We start from the raw sequence: 17,483 nt of genomic DNA, 5'->3' as shown, positions 1-17,483 counted from the left end.
ATCTGCCTGGGACGCATCAAGCGTCAATCAAAAGCCTCGCCGTTCCCGGCACGTTCTTCAACATGGCCAAAATCACAGCTTCGGGCCCACTGGGCCTATATGCGCGTTTCTTCTGTCGATGAGCGCCAGTCAGTGGACTTGCAGCGCGATGCTCTGGTGCAGGCGGGCGTCGATGAGCGACACATCTTCCAGGACAAGGCCTCTGGGGCACGCGATGACAGACCTGGTCTTAAAAAATGCCTCTCTTATATAAAGAGTGGTGACACACTCGTTGTCTGGAAGCTGGATCGGCTGGGTCGATCTCTTCCGCATCTCCTGACGATCATAGAAGATCTGAAGGCGAGATCCGTATCTTTCCGTTCCTTAACCGAACAGATGGACACAACAACGTCTCATGGTGAGCTGATGTTCTCCTTGTTTGGCGCCTTGGCTCAATACGAACGCGCTCTGATTCACGAGCGTGTCATGGCAGGGCTTGCGGCCGCAAAACGTCGAGGCCGAATAGGCGGACGGCCTCCGTCAATCAGTCAGGAGCGTTTGGACATGGCGCTCGACTACCTCAACAAGGGTGAGAGTAAGCTCTCCGTTGCGCGACGCCTCACAATCCCACGCACAACCCTGTTGAACACTCTTGAGCGGATAGGCTGGCAACCACGCTCAGAGAGTGAGGAAGGCGACAGTGATGTTGACGAGCGTACCGCAGAAAACAATGAGAAGAAGCCGCTCAACCGCCGCAGACAACAGGCCTGATGAGGATGGGTTAGACCGCAGATACTTCACCCGCGCATACCCGGCCAAGATCAGACTGATCCCAACAATCCCGGATACCATGGCCACACGGTAGGACAATGCCGTCATTGCTGGCGTAGAAATCTGGCTTCTCCTTCAAGGTGTGTCCGCAATGGACACACCAGTAAGTCACATTCCCAAAGCACGACGATAGATGTCCAGAAGGGTTTCCTGTTCCTCGACCTGGGCAGGCTCCATTTTCCGAAGCTTCAGGATCTGTTTGATGGTCTTGACGTCGAACCCGGCCGACTTGGCTTCGCTGAAGATGTCCTTGATGTCTCCGGCCAACGCCTTTCGTTCTTCTTCCAGGCGTTCAACCCGCTCAATGATGGATCTCAGGCGATCCGCTGCAATTCCTCCGGTCTGAACGGTGGTCTCAGCAGATGCTGTGTCCTGTTCTTCATGTGCCAACATACAGTTCTCCTTTCACTCGCCCAATCTGCCACCTCAGTCTGCGACTGAGGCGTCAATGGTAGGTTCGGTCGGTCGAAAGATCCGAGGCCAGCCCATAGAGGGTCCGGTCCAGAGCCAGCGTTCCGTCAAGGTGACGTTCGATCATGGCCCGAAGCAGGCCACCAGCCGACCGCACTTTCCCTTTGCGGGACTTCGCGGAAATCACACAGACGGCGACGGCGGCCTCGTATCGGCCCATGACGCTGCACGCCTGGCGCCAGGCATGAGAGGAAATTCCCAGAGAACCTGTCAGCATCTCGACGGCCTCGATCAGCTCGGCCTCATGTGGGCGACTGCTGGTGCACAGGTCTCGCAAGTCAGGAACAAGCTGGAGCAGGAAATTCGGTCCGGCCTTGAAGCCCCGAAGCGGTGAGGCCTTGGAACGGGAGACACTGTCAGACCCAACTACTCCCTCCTCTATGCCAACGCCGGCGTAGCCGGCTCCGCTTACAGTAACTTTAGTTATAGTATTTGGGTTTGTATCAGTATTGTGGGGTCCATCAGTGCGCCCCATGGGGTCCATTTCCACAGGGTCAGCCCCCGCAATCATGGCCTCCAGACGTTCGACCAAACCCTCCATCTGCTCAACCAGCGGCGACAGGATGTCCAGGTCGTGGTCATTGCCACGCAGTGCCAGGAGCTGATGCCCGTTCTGCTGGATGCTCATGACCGTCGGCCTGTCAGCCGTCGTCTCCAGGGCCGTGGCACAAAGGGCCGTAATGCGGCGACCTAAGACCATGGCTCTCTTATGCAGACGCTTTCCTTCGCGTTCCCGCTCTCTGAAGGCCTCAACGCGTTGGAGCATTTCGTCGTAACGCCGAGACAGCGGCGACAGATCGAACCCGTATCCCTCCAGGATCGCACCATTGCGGCCGTCGCGTCTCAACCAGCGCTGCTGATTCGGACTATCGCGCATGATGATCCAGCCTAATTCGCTGAGGCCGCGAAGCCAGCGTTTGACCGTGGATCTCTCGATCCCGAACCGCTCGCAGATGTCGCGATTGCGCACAGAGCAGATGGTGAGATTGTCATCTTCCCAATCCACAGGCTTCGTGCGGCTGATCAGGAAGCCAAGCAGATCGGACTGGCGCGGCTGAAGGCCAAGCGCCCGGGGCTCCGTATGCAAGGCGCTGAGGATCTGCGCCTTGGTGGCGCCGCTGCGGGGCAGGGCCTCACACTGCATCTCGGCCAGGATCATGGCCGGGGTAATGCGTCTCACCCCGGCCTGATGGGGGTCATGCGAAAGCGAATAGGTCATGGAAAACTTCTCAGGATTTCGGGATTTCCGAAGCCCTGCTCTCCAACCCTTCAAACAAGCCCCGCCCGTTTGCAAGAAACTCTTGCATTCGAAGCTGAAATGTAGGATTGAAAATTCAGCGGAATAAATTTCAATCCAGTTCAATCGGTTTGGCGACCGATGGGACTACGTTCTAGGGCCTCGTGAAAGCGGGGCCTTAAACGTATCTGGGCTCTGGCTAACTCACTCAAACAATTCCTTCTTCAAGCCCAAATAGGCGATTTGCCTTTATGCTTCTCCTGTAGCGAGAAAGAAAGGCCCTTTTCAGAGTCTCCCGGCCTCTGAGACATCGCCACAAGGATCTGCGACTTTCATCTGTAACATGAGTCTGTTCCACGCCCGCAAGGGAGCGATGAGAACAAAAGCGGCCTTCCGTAATTTTTTTTCACAATTTGTTAAGGAAACCTTTTTTCTTTGCGTGAGCCCGTGCTAGAGCGAAAAGGAAGAGAGAGCAGATAAAGTCCATAAAGAGACTGTATCCAGAACTCTGGTACGATCTGGCCTCGGGTTCGTCTAGTAGTTGTAAAGGTGTCGGATGGGTTCGGTTATACGGCAAGAGAGTAATCAGTCAGGTTCTCTAATTACTAGCTTCGATGCATTATCCTTTTGCGCTCGAACACAATCTTGTGTTGATAGCGTTATTCACACTCTCGCCATTATGTCTGGAATGACCTTTACCTCGTCTACTTTGATAAACGACTACGTTAGTCAAGTCGAAGAGTGTGAGCGCCATGTGAGTAAGCTCAAAAATCTGGATTGTGTCGATACCGTATTTCTCGAACTCAAGAGCGAATGTCTGAAGAAATTCAGTGCGTTTGAAGCTGGCAGGGCCGGAGAGCTCTGCGTCGCTCATAAAGAATCAATTTTCGGTTTCAAAGCTTGAGATGCGTTTCCCGTCTTAGTCGCAGATGAGCGTGCCAGTCTTCGTGATATCGAAACGGAGACTGGTCAATGAAACTTCATTTCCTCCCTGTAATCAGCCTTTTTGCTTTGACGGCCTGCTCAGGCAACGTCTCGGCCGATCATGGCCATGGCCCCAAGCCGCCTCCACTCAAACATGCTCGCTATGAGCCGGGTGCGGCCTACGGGTCATCCAGAGCCATCTGGGCACCACCTGTCTATGACCGGCAGGGTCATATCGTGAAAGTGGAAGATCCCCGCAATTCGGGAGGCCGTGAAGACTATGAGCACGCGGCCTGGGCCGTCGGTGGCCCCAACAACAACTCCACGCACCCGCCCGGAACCTTCTAATAGAAAAGCGGCCCTCTGGGGCCGCTTCCTGTTTCAGGACCGTCGAGGAAAAAGGGTGTCGGCCTCTCTGATATAGGCCAGCATCCCCGCCTTCCGCCGCTGCCGAAACTGCCAGTTCATCCACCCATTCTGCAGAATATAGAGCCCCAACGCGAACCAGAACGGCATCATCTCGATCGCAGTCACAAGCGTCTGACTCCGCCATAACCCGCTGAGGCCGACAATGATCCACGCTGCGAGAAGGCAAGCCCCGATGAGGGCTGCGGCCCAGGCGCGCTGATACGTCCTTGTCTGTTGGTTCTGGAGATAGATCTCTACCGCGGCCGGACTGACATCGTACACTTCTGCCGTCGCAACAATGTCGATGCGGCCCGAATCATCAACGCGAAACCCGTCTTCCGCTTCAGGCCTTCTCCGGACAATGCCCCACAGTGTCCGAAGCAGACTGTAGCCATCCCGAATACTCGTGGCCCCAACCGCAACGGATGGAGAACCTACGACAAACCGGGCTGCCCGGCCTGTTTTGGCCAGGACTCCCTTCTTTTCGTTCGCCCCGCTCACTGGCTGACATCCATCAGGAACTTGTTCAGGTCGGGTGGCACCCCGTCGAGACGTCCCAGAGACCCATCATGATGCTTCCAGAAAAAGGTCGGTGTGCCTGTCAGCGACACCGCTTTAGCGGCTGCCATATTGGCATCAAGTCGGGACTGCGCTTCTGGAGACGGTTGATCCAGCACATTCGAGAGGCCGCCAGACGTCCAGGCCTGAACCATACTGGCATCCGCTGGCAGCGAGGTCATGGCCTTGGCGTAACGCGTACTTGCGCCGCCATCCTCGTAGTCCAGAAGCGAAAGCGGCACGACCCTCAGACGCAGCTTGCCGCTATCAACGGCAGGCTGAAGGAGCTGCATGGCGCGGATCGAGAACGTGCAGCGCGGATCAATAAACATGATCACTTCCGGCGCACCCTTCTGGCCGACCACACCGGCATAGATCTGCTCGGACAACGAACCGGCCGGGGCCTTTCCACCTCCCGGGACGTCGATCCGAACCGTGGGAACGGCCCCTGGAATGTAGCGGATCTGCTGTCTTGTGATGTTTTTGCCTGCGGTATCCCACACCGTACCGGCAATCGCGGCCTGACCGTCTGGCGTCGCATAAACTACCTGGAAGCGGTCGCCGTTGCGCACAAACATGCCCCTGGTGCCATGCCAGACCTCCAGATCTGTCGCCCGCTTACCCATCAGCTCATGAAGACGGTCATAGGGGACGGGAATGAGTGTTCCGCCAATGATGAAGCTGTGATTTTCAGGCGTGAAGAATACCAGAAGCTGGTTATCGCCATGAGCAACACCTGTCTGGAGGCCGTGCTGTGGCTCTGCCCACAGGATCTCGCTTCCGGCCTGCACCAGCCGCTGGATCGCGTCAGTCGGCTGCGGCCCAAGCGGAGCAGTTTTTTGAGGTGCTGATGTTTGGGCAGGCGAAGAAGGAACAGCGCATTGGGTCTGCGCCATTGCCGGTGCTGCCAGGAGCAGCGATCCGGCGAGATAAAGAGAGGTACGAGAACGCATAATGGGTCTCCTGAAGAATTAAGGAGACCCTATCGGGATGAGATGCGACTAAGAGCTGCTTTTTGGAGCGTCTGGAAGAGGGCCGTAGAGGGCGCGATACTGTTTGAGTGAAACCTCGGCCTTTTCCGCCCAAGCCTTCAACTCGTCGTAGTTGGCCTCCGACTTGTCGCCGAAATCTTTCCACTGGTTCGTTAGAGCCTGCTGACGCTCCAAATCAGAGCGCGCTTGGACCAGATCTGCTTCAAGAGCCGCAATCTGGTCCTTTCGCTCCTTCATGATCCCTTCTTGCCACTTGATATGATCGAGAAACTCATGCCCCTTATTCACGAGTTTCTCAATACGAGCCTCATAATTGTTTTGAGCTACTCGCTGGCGTGTTCTCGCGACGAAAAGATTTCGTGACTGCTCTGACTCTGCAGCCATCTGGCCTAGGATATATCCCGCCCAGCCACTCATTCCAGAGCTATCACTTCCCATCTTCATGCTCCGTTCAGGTAATCTTGTTCATTGTCGTATCTACCATCTGCTTTTCTTTAGGAGATGTCGAGTTACCAAGCTTTTGCTGTGCCTTCTCCGGCATTGCGCTCGTCAATGAGTTTTGAATGCCTTTCAAGGTACCTGCCATACCTATTACTGCGGCGTCTCGCGAAAACTGATCCAGATCCACCCGGTTTCCTTCATGGAATCCAATCATGGCAGGAACGCGTTCCGGAAGGATACCAATCAGCCTGAAGCACATCAGCGCCAGCGTAATGTGAACCGTCACGTACAGGCCGAGCATCACGACAATGCCGACCAGATTGGTCACGATCCAGCCATGTGACAATACGAACCCTGCGGCTACGCCGAATGTCTGGTGGATCAGCCAGGACATGGCATCAAACACGAAGTAGCCGAGGAAAAGCCCGAACAGCATCAGGGTCGGTCTGAAAAGAACATTGAAGATCAGAGCATACCCTGCCTTCGCGTGCCCATGCAGACCTTCTCCGGACATTGTCATATGGGCCAGCATCCAGAGCGGAACAGCGATCACACCCTCGCACACCAGGATAAGCCATCCAGCGACCGCTGCCATCCACATGATCCACGGGACCATGGGCAGCACGAAAGCCAGCATGAGGCCGGGAACCAAAAGCGCCATGGCACCCGACAGAATGGGCGTACTGAGGAAACTGACCACAACGTGCCCGACCCCAATGCCCGTTGCGGCCGCAAAATTGCCAGTCAGAGCCGCACCAGCCGCTGTGATCGCAGATCCTGTGTCCGAGCTGAGAAGCGCTGCGGATGCCATGACCAAAAGGGCAGTCGTGACCATCCAGTTCCCCAGTCCCATAAGGTTCCCGAAGGGATCCGTCCAGTAACCTTCAGCACCTGACGGTTCGATGAACGCCATGACCGTCTGGAGCGTGTAGTCGGTCAGGTGGAGAGACCGTGCGACCAGCGACAGAACGCCTGCACCATCGCCGGTTGGCGTAACGCCAGCGTAAAGGTCACTACTACCGCCTGGAGCATTCATGCCGTCCTGCGTGGCCACCATATTGGAGATATTGGCCAGAAGTGCGCCAATGGATTGCATCAGGGGCGCAATATCCCCGTGAAGGTCTTCGCCCAGTCCCACATAGGTTGGCGCGCTGACACTCGGCGTGGATGCCATCAGGGACATGGTCTCCCCGTTGAGACGGGCGAACTCAAGATAATAGGCCCCAGCGCCCGTCCAGCCGAGGCTGTCCAGCCGATTTTTGGTGTTTGCCGCGCTTCCGTTCGTCCCGCTGTTCCACGCCTGAAAACTTGTGCTCCGCTGCATCACGGCGGCCTGAACCTGCTGGCGGATACTGGCAGCCTTGGCCGTCAGCTTGCTGGTGTAGTCATTGGTCGCCTGCGTCATAAGAGTCACGAGCGGTGCGAGGCTGGAGGACTTCTTGGTCTGCCAGAACTGCGTTGCAACCTGCTGGACCTGTGGCCGGATCTCCCCGACGAGAACGCTATCAAGGATCTGCTGCTGCATGGCAGCCGTATCCACAGTAATTCCCAGAACCTTGGTCGCGCTCCGAGGAGCCTGAATGGTCACAGAGCCACAAACTGGCTGACCGTCCCCAGTCGTCATCTGGTAAGGGTATGTGATGACGCCCACATCCGCCCCAGGAACAGCCCAGACGCGTTGACCCGTTGGTGCCGGTACAAGGCTGGAATTGGACGAGGCAAGATTGACCAGATCCCGGCACATTTCGTTGCCGATCAAACCCGCCACAATGGTTTTCGTTCCCGGAACCATGGGCTGGGCGATGGTTTTTCCGTCCGGACCAATCGCCTGCACGGCGGAGGAATAGATCGTCTTCGCCATGCCGACACCCCAGAGCGAGCCCTGAACGAACGCAGCCTGACCGGCACTGAAACCGCCTGCAACCGGAAGCATCATGATGGCGCCGAAAGCCATACGCACGATACTCATGGACGTCTGATTGGATCCAAGCACCTTCGACGTCTCGGCCGAGCGGTGCATGTTCATCATCATGACGTAAGAGACAAAAGCCATGGCAAGCGCCATGACGAAGCCGGACAGATCGCCGAGCATGGTCCCGATGACCGTGGCCTCTGTGCCGGTGGACGTCGAGGACGATCCGAAGACCGGAAAGACCGACTTGATCATGGTCGCGGCCCAGTCGTCACCGGGGTCAAGCATGTTCCACGTCACGCCATAGGTGGAGTTTCCCGACGTCGAATTGCCTGTGACCGACTGTGCGTGAGCCATCCCTGTTGCGAGTAAGATGGGCAGGGCGCAGAGCGCCCCGCCTGTTCTTCTGAGCCGTTTGAAGAAGGTCATCAGTTACATTCCCGGGCTTGCGCTGGCGGATGCGGACGGAGACGGCCGGAAGACAGCGGCCACGGCCTCAACCGCCTTTTTTACCAGTTCACGCGCCTTCTCTGAGAGATCTTCGACCATGCTGGTCCCGGCTTCCTTTCCCGGCACCCCCTTGGCGAGTTCACCAATCTTGCTGTCCAGGCCGTTGAAGCGCTGCTCGACCTGAGCCTCTGTCCCACGCTGCACCCCAATATCGGCGGCTTTCTCACGATGAGCACCATAGGCCGCGACGGCTTCACCCGCTTCCTTCAGTTGCGCTGCGAACGCCTGGTTGGTGCTCCGTTCGGCTTGAAATCGCGATTGCAGGCCTTCATGCCGACCTCCCGGCCGCATTTCGCTCAGCACACCATCCATGCCGTTTGGCTCGGATTTTGCGGCCTCCGCGATTTCCCGCATGACTGACGATGCCGGTGTATTCTGCACGGCCTCCAGAGCACTCTGGGCCTTCAGGCCCAGGGCCTCGGTCTGATCCAGATGATTGGCATCGGCCTGCTGGCCATGGGCTGCATTCATCGTCTGGGCCTTGGCCATCCAGTTAGACCCGGGCGTGACGGTCTGCTGCACGGCCTCAGGACGAATGGCCTGTGCGAGACGGGTAAAGAGACCCGGGCCGCGCACCTGATAGACAACCTGCTCCTTCGCTTCGTCTTCCGGAGTTTCTGCTTCTTCCTTCTCCGGCCCAGGTCCGGCCTTCGCCTTCGAGCCAGCCTTTACGTTGTCTGGCGTTTCAGGAGCTGCTTTCTCTTTTGCCTCAGTCCCGGGCGGCCGCCCGGGACGTTGGGCCTGTGGGTGATCTGCACCCGGATCGCCTCCGCCAGGAGAGGCGTGCATCCGTGGATCAGCCTTTTCTTCCGAGGGGTGAGTTGGGGTTTCGCCCTCTTGCACGCGTGGATCCTCACTATCCTCTGACTCAGGGGCGTCCGGAATATCATCGAAAGGTGGTGGCTCAGGACTTCCATCAAACTCGGAAGCCGGTTCCACCGGTCTGACGTCCGCCTGTTCGTCCTGTGTAACGGCCTGCGCGTCAGGGTCGTGTGTCGAGAACCGTGCGGCCGTGGCAACCCGCTCCGACAGGGATTGAAGAACCTCGTCAATCTCAGGATTACCCTGCTGATCGGCCCCCATGGAGGCGACGCGCTCCGACACAGAGCGCACCGTGTCCACCAGTCGCTGATCCATCAGATCGGCGGTCTGCCCCATAAAGCCCGTGAGGGTCTCGGACGTCAGCCCGGGCACGCTCATGGCACGCTGTGTCATCTCGTCGCGCAGCCCATTTTCCTGCGGCAGGATAGGCCCAACCAGACGCTCGGCGTCCTGGAGCACATAGGCCACGTTGGTCCGAAACCGATCATTGGATGCAAGGTCCGGATCCTGATGCTTCTGGGCAAGCAAGGTAATCTGCCCAGCCAGTTGGGGCGCATCCTTCTCAAGTTGGGGCCGCACACGCTCCAGGCTCTGGAAGACGTCCGCAAGGGCAGGGATCTGCGTATCATTCTGGGCCATGTCAGCCTCCGGGATTGACGTTGGGGGATGGGATAGGGGCAAGTCTCTTGGCCTCGCTTTCCTCCTCGTGCTGCGCCACCTGTGTTGCGGCGAGCGAAGACTGGAAAAGGCCGAGACGGTAAGTCTGCAAGGCGAGGTAGTTGGCCTGAGCTTGCTCGATCGCCAGCTCACGCATGACCGTTGCAGGCGGCATCTGCTGAAGGTTCTTGTTCCAGGTCACGCCTGAGACACGGCGGTTGACCTCAAGGCTCATCGACGTCAGCCACGAGGCCTGATCCGCGACGGCCATGCCCTCAGCCTGCATCTCGGTTTTCTGCACATCGGTCAGGTTGATCGACGGGATCTCCAGCGAAGTGATAAAATTCATCACGTAGCGCGAGAGCGACATGCGGGCGTTGTAGGCGCGACGACGCAACGCGGCCTCACGTCCGGACGTGGACGTAAGCTGCTCGCCGCGGAGTGCGGCAGGGGCTACAGGCTGGATAAGTGTGGTGCTGTAGTCGTTGGCAGCGTCCACACCGCCGTCAGCCGACAGGGTGTCCTGCCCGAACAGGGAAATGGCCCGTTGGTCCGCATTGGGCAGACGGGAAAGAGCCGAGCACAGACCGGCTGTGACGTCTTCCTGCGAGCAATACCGCCGCCCGTGCAACGCCATGCTCGATGCCACACCCTGGCCCTTACCATAGTAAGACGGCGTTCCGGCGTCGGCCTCTCCGCGACTGTCCGTGATCATCGCAATCGCGCGGGTTGCCGTTCTGGCTGACTGAGACGCGCCCTGGGTGGCCTGCGCCCCGTCAATCCCCGTGCAGAACTCCGGGTTCATCATATGCTCGTCGCGGATCGTCGTATCCTGCTGGCGGCGAGCAAACTCCGCCATCGCTGTATTGGACGCATCCGCAATACGCTGCTCGGCGGCGACACCCGCCTTTTCGTAGTTACTGAGCTGAGTGAAACCCTTGTTCAGCATCGAGCTAACGGAGTTCGGGTTGCTCAGGCTCTCCATTGAGCTCGTAATCTGGGACGTCAGTGTCTTGGTCATGGAAGACAAAGCGTTGCCGGTAAATTTTTGTAGCCCGCTGATGGCCGCAACCACGGCGGCTTCACCGATGAACGCGTTCGCAGGCTTCGGCATCACAACAAGAACGGTCGTGCAGAGGAGCATCGTTGCGATTGTCGGATTGAGGCGGATCTTCATCAGAATACCCCATCCAGAGAGGTGCTGGTGTAGCCGGTCGGCAGACGTGGCTCCCCCCGGACATACCCGTTTGAGTCGCCATTCCCGAGGCTCCCGGCCGCAAGCTGCGGGCCGCTGCCGCCAAAATTCAGGGAGGGGCACATGAGGCCGTTTCCGCCTGACAGGCCGAGACCGACATTCACACCGTTCAGGCTCAGGCCACATTGTTGCGCGGCCCCGACGGTATTGTCCCATTCGGTCTGGGCGGCCGAGCAGATTTCTCCTTCGACCTGCCCGACAACGTCATTGATCAGCGCTGCCGGGTTCGCAATGTTCGTCAGGAGATTGAGGCCCGTGCCATTGAAAAACTTGTCCAGACAGGAGAGGCCACTGACACTTTCAGGCTGCTTCTCATAAGCATTGTTAGCCTTGATGCGCCCGTTTACGGCGTCCGCTGCCGCCTGCGTGAGGGTGGCGCAGGCCTGGCTACCCTGTGTCGCAGCAGACGCGCTCAAAGGGACCGACAAAACTGCGGTCACGAAAAGAAAGGATGTCCGTTTCATGCGGCCGCCCTCTCTGCTTCTGGATCGAGAAGGTCGCACAGAAGCGCGAGACGATCTTCAGAAAATACCCGCGCGGACAGCTCTGCCCGCTTCTGGCTGTCTGTCCACGAGACCAGTTCAGCACGGCTGGAGACCGCAGATGCTACAAGATCTTCTCCGCCACTAACGGTCGAGACCACTTCGGAAACAAAGATCCGTCGCTCCTCGCTCGGTAAAGACACAAGGAGATCGGCCAGAGAGGTGATGATCGCCCCATCCGTGCCGGAAGTGTGTCCATTCCGGACACGGAAATGCTCAAGCAGGTTGTGCCGTGCAAGAGCAAGGTTAGGGGCCAGAGAACTCTGCGGGGTGTCCCTGTGCGGTGTTGGATCGTCTGGTGACATGCCTCTCTCCTGGGTAAGTCCCAGGAGGAAAGCAGTTCGATCTGCGACTAAGGCTTATTTCTTCAAAATAGTGACGTGAGCGCGCCCAACCTCGATACGCTCGCCAAGCGGGCTGACTGTGGTGGCCAGAACCTTGTTCCATTCCCGACCGCCCTGCCAGTCCACGGCCTCGCCTGGATCAACGCCCGCACCGTAAGTGACACGGACACCTGATGGAACGATCTGCCTCACGGCGAACGACAGCGGCACCTGATGGCCATAGCCAGTCGTCATGCGGAAGTGATGAACCACCTTCGGCGGCTCGGCCTGCACGGATGGCTCTGCGGGAGGTGCCAGAGAGACTGGTCCCGAAGGGGCTGGCGAAGGAAGGGGCGGGGGCGCATGACTGATCTCAAAGGCCGCTTCCGTCAGCATCGCTTTGGGCATTGCTGGAGCTGGCTGCACATGGGCGGGAGGCAACATTACAAACACTCGGTTTCTCCTGAAATAACTTAATATTCTAAATCGCAGATCGACATGCGACTGAGGAGAAATGTTAAATTCGAACTCAGTTGTCAGGGGCGCTCTCGCTGGTATTTTGCAGTATCCGGACCCGAAGTCCGGTGCGTAAGCCTGCCGAGAAAGAGAACTAGCCATGAACAAGAAAACAGAGACGCAGGTAAGTGACGGCCAAACTGACGAATATCTTGTGGACCTAGGACAGAGAATTAAAGAAGTTCGGGAAGGCAAGGGAATGAATGTGGTAAATATCTGTTTCGTAACAGATTTGGCTGTTGGGACGATTTCAAATATCGAGAGGGGGAAAAATGTATCTTATGTGACCCTTCATAAGATACTTCTAGCCCTTAAGACACCTCCCAATGAAATACTCCCCCCTGATGATCATGATATACTTCCGATCGAAGTAAAAATAAGCGATGAAGACACACAGAAGTACCTAGACTTGGTCAGTGCCTTCCAAAAAACGTCTGCATCTTTATCTCTTCTAATACATAAACTCCAGCTAGCCCGTGAGCATGACGTTGCCGAGAGCAAGGATGTCACCTCGTCAGAAACTGACCCACGAGAACCTGTTGTGAGGCAGCTTGGTGAACGAATCAGAGATATTCGACTTGCCCGTGGGATGAACGTCTCTGAGTTAGGCGCGGCTAGCGGGCATCAGACGCCTGCTCTGCAACTAATAGAAATCGGATTGAGAAAGCCCTCAATCGAGTCTCTTCGACGTATCGCAGCGGCCTTGAAGGTCGCTACATTCGATCTATTCCCTGGGCTTCCCAATCAGAAAGATATTTTCAATTCTCTCCGGACGCTCGGACTCTACAGCAACATTCAGAGCGTCCGCGAGCAGGTGGAATTTTTTAAGGATAGCTTCACAGCATTAGACGCCGCCGTTCAGAAACAGGTGAACTAACAAAAAACTTTTTGTCGTTTCTTGTAATAAGACTTGAAACGGATGATCTATCGTCGGATAAGACCTTACACGTTGAAACGCGATAGGGACTTCCGACGATGTTTGCACACACCCGCTGCTCCCCACTTCCGGCTTCCGGCGTCGTAGCAGGTGGGCTTTTCCAACCGTCACTCGTAGAGCGCAGCAATACGCATTCCCCGATTTCCCTTGGGAAAGCTCCTGAGGAAATCAGAACGCTCGTCATCACGATGGCGACCAAGGGCGTAAATGCTGCACACATCGCGGCCGCACTTTTCATAAGCCGCCTGGAGATTGAAGCCATTGCGCGAGAGGAAGGACTTCCTCTCAAGCGCACCCCGCTCAGAAATGGGCCTCGGGCATGGTCTCTTCTCGACATCAGCCGCCTGAGCCGCGCATGGGCCGAGGGCGAAGACCTTCCCGCCATAGCAAAGCGTCTTGACCGCACAGTCATGGCCGTTCGCAAGAAGCGCGCTGCCCTCGGCTTGCCCGCACGGGAACGCTATGCCGAGGTCGTCTGGACTGACGCAGACGTTGCCACTCTTCTGGCTCACCGTGAGCGTCGCATCGGGCTCCAGCGCATTGCCAAACAGATGGGCCGCAGTGTCCGCAGCCTGCAACGGAAGCTCGTCAGCCTCCGCCCAGGTGCTGACTCTTGCGCCATCCCCGCCGACCCATCCGTCGTCCTGACCTGGGAACAGGCGTCACGCCTGACGCCAGAAGAGCGTCGGGGCCGCAGATGGCAGGTCCGGAACTCACCAACCGGGCTGATCATCGGCTTCAGCCGGAATGCCTGCACCACCCGGTGGTCCGTGGAAATGCAGCACGAGCTGGCCATGCGGCATTTTGCCCACCAGTCTCCTGACGCAGTGGCCGAGGACTTTCTCCTGACCGATCGCACCATCGTCAGTCAGTCCGGATGGCTCCATCTGCCGCGCCGCTCCAAGAAAGACATGCGCAACACGTTCGATCCGGACCTGTATGAGGTCTATCTGAAGAAGATGGATTACGTGCGCCGCGAATGCCTCGGTAAGGCCGGGTTCTATTTCTGGACCACCCGCCGTAACGGCCGCCGTATCAGCCGCTTGCACCAGCAGACCGCCGTCATGCGCTCGGGCGATTAATCCGCAAATTTCTCCATTTTTTCAGCTTCAGTCGCAGATCAACGGGTCACGGTGACGATGACACAGTCATCATGAGGTTTGAAATGCCATCCGCAGCCCCGCTGTCGTTCCACGGAGACATCGCGCCATGAGCCGCTCCTCGGGATCCCTGAGCCGACGCCTGACCGATCCTGATTTTCAGGGAAAGATCGTTGAGCGTTCCTTGCAGACGTCCATCGCCCTCGCGGCTGTCGTGGTTGTTCTGGCCGTTCTTCTGGCCCGCGCCTGGTCGTATCATCCACTCCCGAAGTATTTCTTCGTGGATGGGATCAACGCCCCTCGCCCGGCTATCGCGCTAAACAGCCCGATCCTCAGTCAGGAAGATTTCCTGTCGTGGGTCATCAAGTGGTCGCTCAAGCCCTACAACATCAATTACCGGGATTATCCGTCGCAGCTTAACGCAGCCGGTGCGCATTTCACCATGAATGGCTGGAATACGTTCGCGCAGTCCTTCGTCCAGGACGGCAATCTGGCGAAAATGAAAGAGGCCAAGCTGCTCTGCTACGCGCAGCCGACGCGTGCCGCCACCATTCGCCAGCAAAGCATGGTCAACGGTCATCACCATTACGTCGTGCAGTTCCCGTTCGTTCAGACCTGCGAGAACGTCAATGTGGAAAGCTCCCAGACCCTGATTGCAACCGTGCATGTCGAACGTGTCGATGACGCTGATCACCCTGACGGCATTGCCATCACCCAGCTTGTGGCCAGCCCGCAGTGAGGATCCGTGCCATGAAAACCCGTTCCTTTTCGTTAGCCCTTCTTGGCCTCATGGGCTTCATGCCCTTCACCGCGCTGGCACAGTCGGCAGCCCCTGGTCCGGAGACCCCACCAGCGTCTCCCCCTCTCTCTGCCGAGCAACAGGATCAGCAGGCCGCCGAAGATGAGGCCATTCCCCTGACGCCGGAGATGATCCGTCGTCTCGGCAACCGCCTCAAAGAGAACCAGAAGGCGCGTGAGGATGTCGCTACGGAAGTCGCGGCTCCGACCAGCCGCCCCGCCATTCGCGTGTCTTTCGCACCCGGCCAGCAGACATCGCTGATTTTCACGACCAAAGGTTATCCCACCGCCGTCTCGTTCGTGGACCGCTCCGGAGCACCCTGGCCGATCGCGTGGAACACGACCAGCACGTCCGCCAATCCGGATGGTCTGAAGAACTGCTCGTCTGACGGGGGCAAAGGGGGGTCCCCTGCCGTGCAGACCACGGGTTTTTACACCTGCGTTCCTTATGCTGGCAGCAACACCATCAACATCGAGCCACTGTCGCTGTCTCCGCGTGGTGGCCTGCTCGTCACGCTCAAAGGCGCCATCAAGCCGATCTCGTTCCTGCTTCTGGCCGGTCGGGGCACCTATGACGACAACCTGACAGTGCGCGTGAACGAAGACGGCCCTAACGCCAGACAGGAAATGGGACCGGAAGCCGCCCCTGGCACAGCAGAGCCCTTCATGAATGCCATGCTGTCGGGGATCGCTCCGGCCTCTGCCGTTCCCCAGAGCGTCGAAGGTCTCTCCCCTGACGATGTGCGGGCGTGGCGGATGGGCAACGAACTCTACATCCGCACGCGGCTGGCGCTCATGACGCCTGCCTGGGACAGTTCTGAGCGCGGTGAAGACGGCTACACCCTCTACGCCTTCCGCCAGACCCCCTACATTCTCCTGTCGGATTCCGGTCGGACCGTGTCCGCGTCTCTCAAGGACATGACGCCATGATGCCGAAGCTTCCCAAGTTCAAATCCGTCCTGTCGAGCGCGACACGCGGCGGAAACCGCCGCCTGGTCCTGCTCGGCGCCTCGGCCGTCTCCGTGATCGCTCTGGTGCTTGTCGTCTCACATCATGAGACCAAGCAGATGCCCAAGTCTGACCCGGGTCAGATCGCAGAGATGAACGCTCTGCCCGCTGGAACCAACACCAATCCGGAACAGGATCGTCTGCGTCATCTGCAGAACACCGAAACCGCGCAGAAGTCCGAAGGCGCTGGCCAGTCTTACACGCCGGATCTGGCACCGGCCGTTACGCGCGCCGACAAGGGCGAGAAAAAGGATGCCGTCCTGTCCTATGATGGCGCGCATGGTCAGCCGCAGGAAGTCGGGTACAGCGCGCCAATTACCCCTCCTGCACCGCCGCCAACGCCGCCGCATATCGAAAATGCACCGCAGGCACCGCTTGTGCAGACCGATCCGGCCTATTCCTCTTCCGGCAATGGCGAAACCTCTCAGGCCGAACAGCAGGAGCGTGAAAAGCGCCGTGCGCGCTACGTCGCCGAGATCGCGCGCATCGAAAGCGGACTTCAGACCCGGCCCCCTGTCTCTGACCTTCAGGAGGCGGTCTTCAAGCCAGAGCAGGAGGGTCAGCCTCAGGCCGAGAAGACAATGGCCACGCGTGGTGCAACAGGCGCATCCGCAGCGGCCACGGCCTCACACGATACGGCAGCTCCACCAGCGCTGATTCCGGCCGGTCGCGGGATCTATGCCCACACCGTCACCGCAACGGACAGCGACCTGTCCGGTCAGATCGTTCTTGAGGCCGATAGCGGTCCGATCGCTGGCGACCGCATGATTGCGACAGTCGCGAGGGCACCCGGAAACGAGCAGCTCCTGGTCGTGCAGGTCAACAAGATCATTCATCAGGGCCGCAATCTGGCAACAAACGGCGTGGTGATGGCGCCTGACACCATGAAGCAGGGTGTCGCTTCCAGCGTCGATCCCCTGATTTTCCAGCGGTTTGTCATGCCAGCGGCGGCTGCATTTGTGCAGGGCCTCGGCCAGGCCATCGAGACGACATCGAACGTCTCCGGCAGCTACAGTGCTCTGGGTGGCATGAACTATATCCAGCGTCTGAACATGGGCCAGCAGCTCGGCGTCGCGGCAGGCAGTGCCGCCTCGGCCGTCAACAGTGCCCTCACACAGGACACGCCAACGCGCTCGCGCATCATTCTGGCCGCCAATGTAAATGTCGGCGTCATGTTCATGGATCCCGTTGTCGATAAGCCCTGAATTTCCGCACTCAGTCGCAGATCGTTCCCCGATCCTTCTGGCAGTCTCAGCCAGAAG

The 17,483-nt window shown here is 58.2% G+C and carries 18 protein-coding genes; 7 read left to right on the top strand and 11 right to left on the bottom strand.

Translation table 11 applies throughout. The annotated features are described in order from the left end of the window. The first annotated feature begins 99 nt into the window (after positions 1–99). Positions 100–750: a recombinase family protein gene (locus JN414_RS14370; protein WP_202208526.1), complete on the top strand. Its 651-nt coding sequence runs from the start codon at positions 100–102 to the stop codon at positions 748–750. A gap of 168 nt (positions 751–918) precedes the next feature. On the opposite strand, the gene JN414_RS14365 is transcribed toward JN414_RS14370, so the two are convergent. Continuing rightward, the gene (locus JN414_RS14365) at positions 919–1,203 is read right to left on the bottom strand and encodes a DUF2312 domain-containing protein (protein ID WP_202208522.1); all 285 of its coding nucleotides are present in this window, start codon (positions 1,201–1,203) and stop codon (positions 919–921) included. A 52-nt stretch (positions 1,204–1,255) separates the two neighbouring features. Continuing rightward, positions 1,256–2,500 (bottom strand): plasmid replication protein RepC, encoded by a 1,245-nt coding sequence (gene repC, locus JN414_RS14360; RefSeq protein ID WP_202208521.1) that lies wholly within the window; start codon positions 2,498–2,500, stop codon positions 1,256–1,258. A gap of 990 nt (positions 2,501–3,490) precedes the next feature. Here repC and JN414_RS14355 point away from each other — a divergent pair. Beyond that, a complete protein-coding gene (locus JN414_RS14355; protein ID WP_202208519.1) occupies positions 3,491–3,790 on the top strand; it encodes a hypothetical protein in 300 nt (99 codons plus the stop codon). Between the two features lie 33 nt (positions 3,791–3,823). On the opposite strand, the gene JN414_RS14350 is transcribed toward JN414_RS14355, so the two are convergent. Genes JN414_RS14350 through JN414_RS17000 form a run of 9 tightly spaced genes read right to left on the bottom strand, consistent with a single transcriptional unit; the run spans position 3,824 to position 12,315 of the window. Next, positions 3,824–4,351: a hypothetical protein gene (locus JN414_RS14350; protein WP_202208517.1), complete on the bottom strand. Its 528-nt coding sequence runs from the start codon at positions 4,349–4,351 to the stop codon at positions 3,824–3,826. Continuing rightward, a complete protein-coding gene (locus JN414_RS14345; RefSeq protein ID WP_202208516.1) occupies positions 4,348–5,361 on the bottom strand; it encodes a thiol:disulfide interchange protein in 1,014 nt (337 codons plus the stop codon). Before JN414_RS14345 ends, JN414_RS14350 begins: the two co-directional genes overlap by 4 nt. Before the next feature lie 48 nt (positions 5,362–5,409). Then, the gene (locus tag JN414_RS14340) at positions 5,410–5,838 is read right to left on the bottom strand and encodes a hypothetical protein (RefSeq protein ID WP_237390093.1); all 429 of its coding nucleotides are present in this window, start codon (positions 5,836–5,838) and stop codon (positions 5,410–5,412) included. 13 nt (positions 5,839–5,851) lie between these two features. Then, a complete protein-coding gene (locus JN414_RS14335; RefSeq protein ID WP_237390091.1) occupies positions 5,852–8,182 on the bottom strand; it encodes a DotA/TraY family protein in 2,331 nt (776 codons plus the stop codon). A gap of 3 nt (positions 8,183–8,185) precedes the next feature. Then, a complete protein-coding gene (locus tag JN414_RS14330) occupies positions 8,186–9,724 on the bottom strand; it encodes a hypothetical protein (RefSeq protein ID WP_202208515.1) in 1,539 nt (512 codons plus the stop codon). A 1-nt stretch (position 9,725) separates the two neighbouring features. Further along, positions 9,726–10,919: a hypothetical protein gene (locus tag JN414_RS14325; protein WP_202208514.1), complete on the bottom strand. Its 1,194-nt coding sequence runs from the start codon at positions 10,917–10,919 to the stop codon at positions 9,726–9,728. After that, positions 10,919–11,461 carry a hypothetical protein gene (locus JN414_RS14320; protein WP_202208513.1) on the bottom strand — a complete coding sequence of 181 codons (543 nt, stop codon included), beginning with the start codon at positions 11,459–11,461 and terminating at the stop codon, positions 10,919–10,921. The genes JN414_RS14325 and JN414_RS14320 overlap by 1 nt, the downstream gene beginning before the upstream one ends. After that, positions 11,458–11,844, bottom strand: coding sequence for a hypothetical protein (locus JN414_RS14315; protein WP_202208512.1), 387 nt, complete (start codon positions 11,842–11,844; stop codon positions 11,458–11,460). Before JN414_RS14315 ends, JN414_RS14320 begins: the two co-directional genes overlap by 4 nt. A gap of 54 nt (positions 11,845–11,898) precedes the next feature. Beyond that, positions 11,899–12,315, bottom strand: a complete 417-nt coding sequence (locus tag JN414_RS17000) for a hypothetical protein (RefSeq protein WP_145995626.1) — start codon at positions 12,313–12,315, stop codon at positions 11,899–11,901. A 163-nt stretch (positions 12,316–12,478) separates the two neighbouring features. Here JN414_RS17000 and JN414_RS14305 point away from each other — a divergent pair, with 163 nt between their 5' ends. The 5 genes from JN414_RS14305 to JN414_RS14285 all read left to right on the top strand — a co-directional run bounded on the left by JN414_RS14305 (position 12,479) and on the right by JN414_RS14285 (position 17,426). Next, positions 12,479–13,255, top strand: a complete 777-nt coding sequence (locus JN414_RS14305) for a helix-turn-helix domain-containing protein (RefSeq protein WP_202208511.1) — start codon at positions 12,479–12,481, stop codon at positions 13,253–13,255. Between the two features lie 98 nt (positions 13,256–13,353). Continuing rightward, entirely contained in the window at positions 13,354–14,397 is a 1,044-nt protein-coding gene (locus JN414_RS14300) for a hypothetical protein (protein ID WP_202208510.1), read from the top strand. Between the two features lie 127 nt (positions 14,398–14,524). Then, entirely contained in the window at positions 14,525–15,154 is a 630-nt protein-coding gene (locus JN414_RS14295) for a DotI/IcmL/TraM family protein (protein WP_202208509.1), read from the top strand. An 11-nt stretch (positions 15,155–15,165) separates the two neighbouring features. Beyond that, a complete protein-coding gene (locus JN414_RS14290) occupies positions 15,166–16,143 on the top strand; it encodes a DotH/IcmK family type IV secretion protein (RefSeq protein WP_202208508.1) in 978 nt (325 codons plus the stop codon). Further along, positions 16,140–17,426 carry a DotG/IcmE/VirB10 family protein gene (locus JN414_RS14285; protein WP_202208507.1) on the top strand — a complete coding sequence of 429 codons (1,287 nt, stop codon included), beginning with the start codon at positions 16,140–16,142 and terminating at the stop codon, positions 17,424–17,426. The genes JN414_RS14290 and JN414_RS14285 overlap by 4 nt, the downstream gene beginning before the upstream one ends. Positions 17,427–17,483: the final 57 nt, after the last annotated feature.

It is taken from the genome of Gluconobacter sp. Gdi (assembly GCF_014132155.1).
GTDB lineage: Bacteria > Pseudomonadota > Alphaproteobacteria > Acetobacterales > Acetobacteraceae > Gluconobacter.
This window is presented reverse-complemented; position numbering and strand designations above follow the sequence as displayed.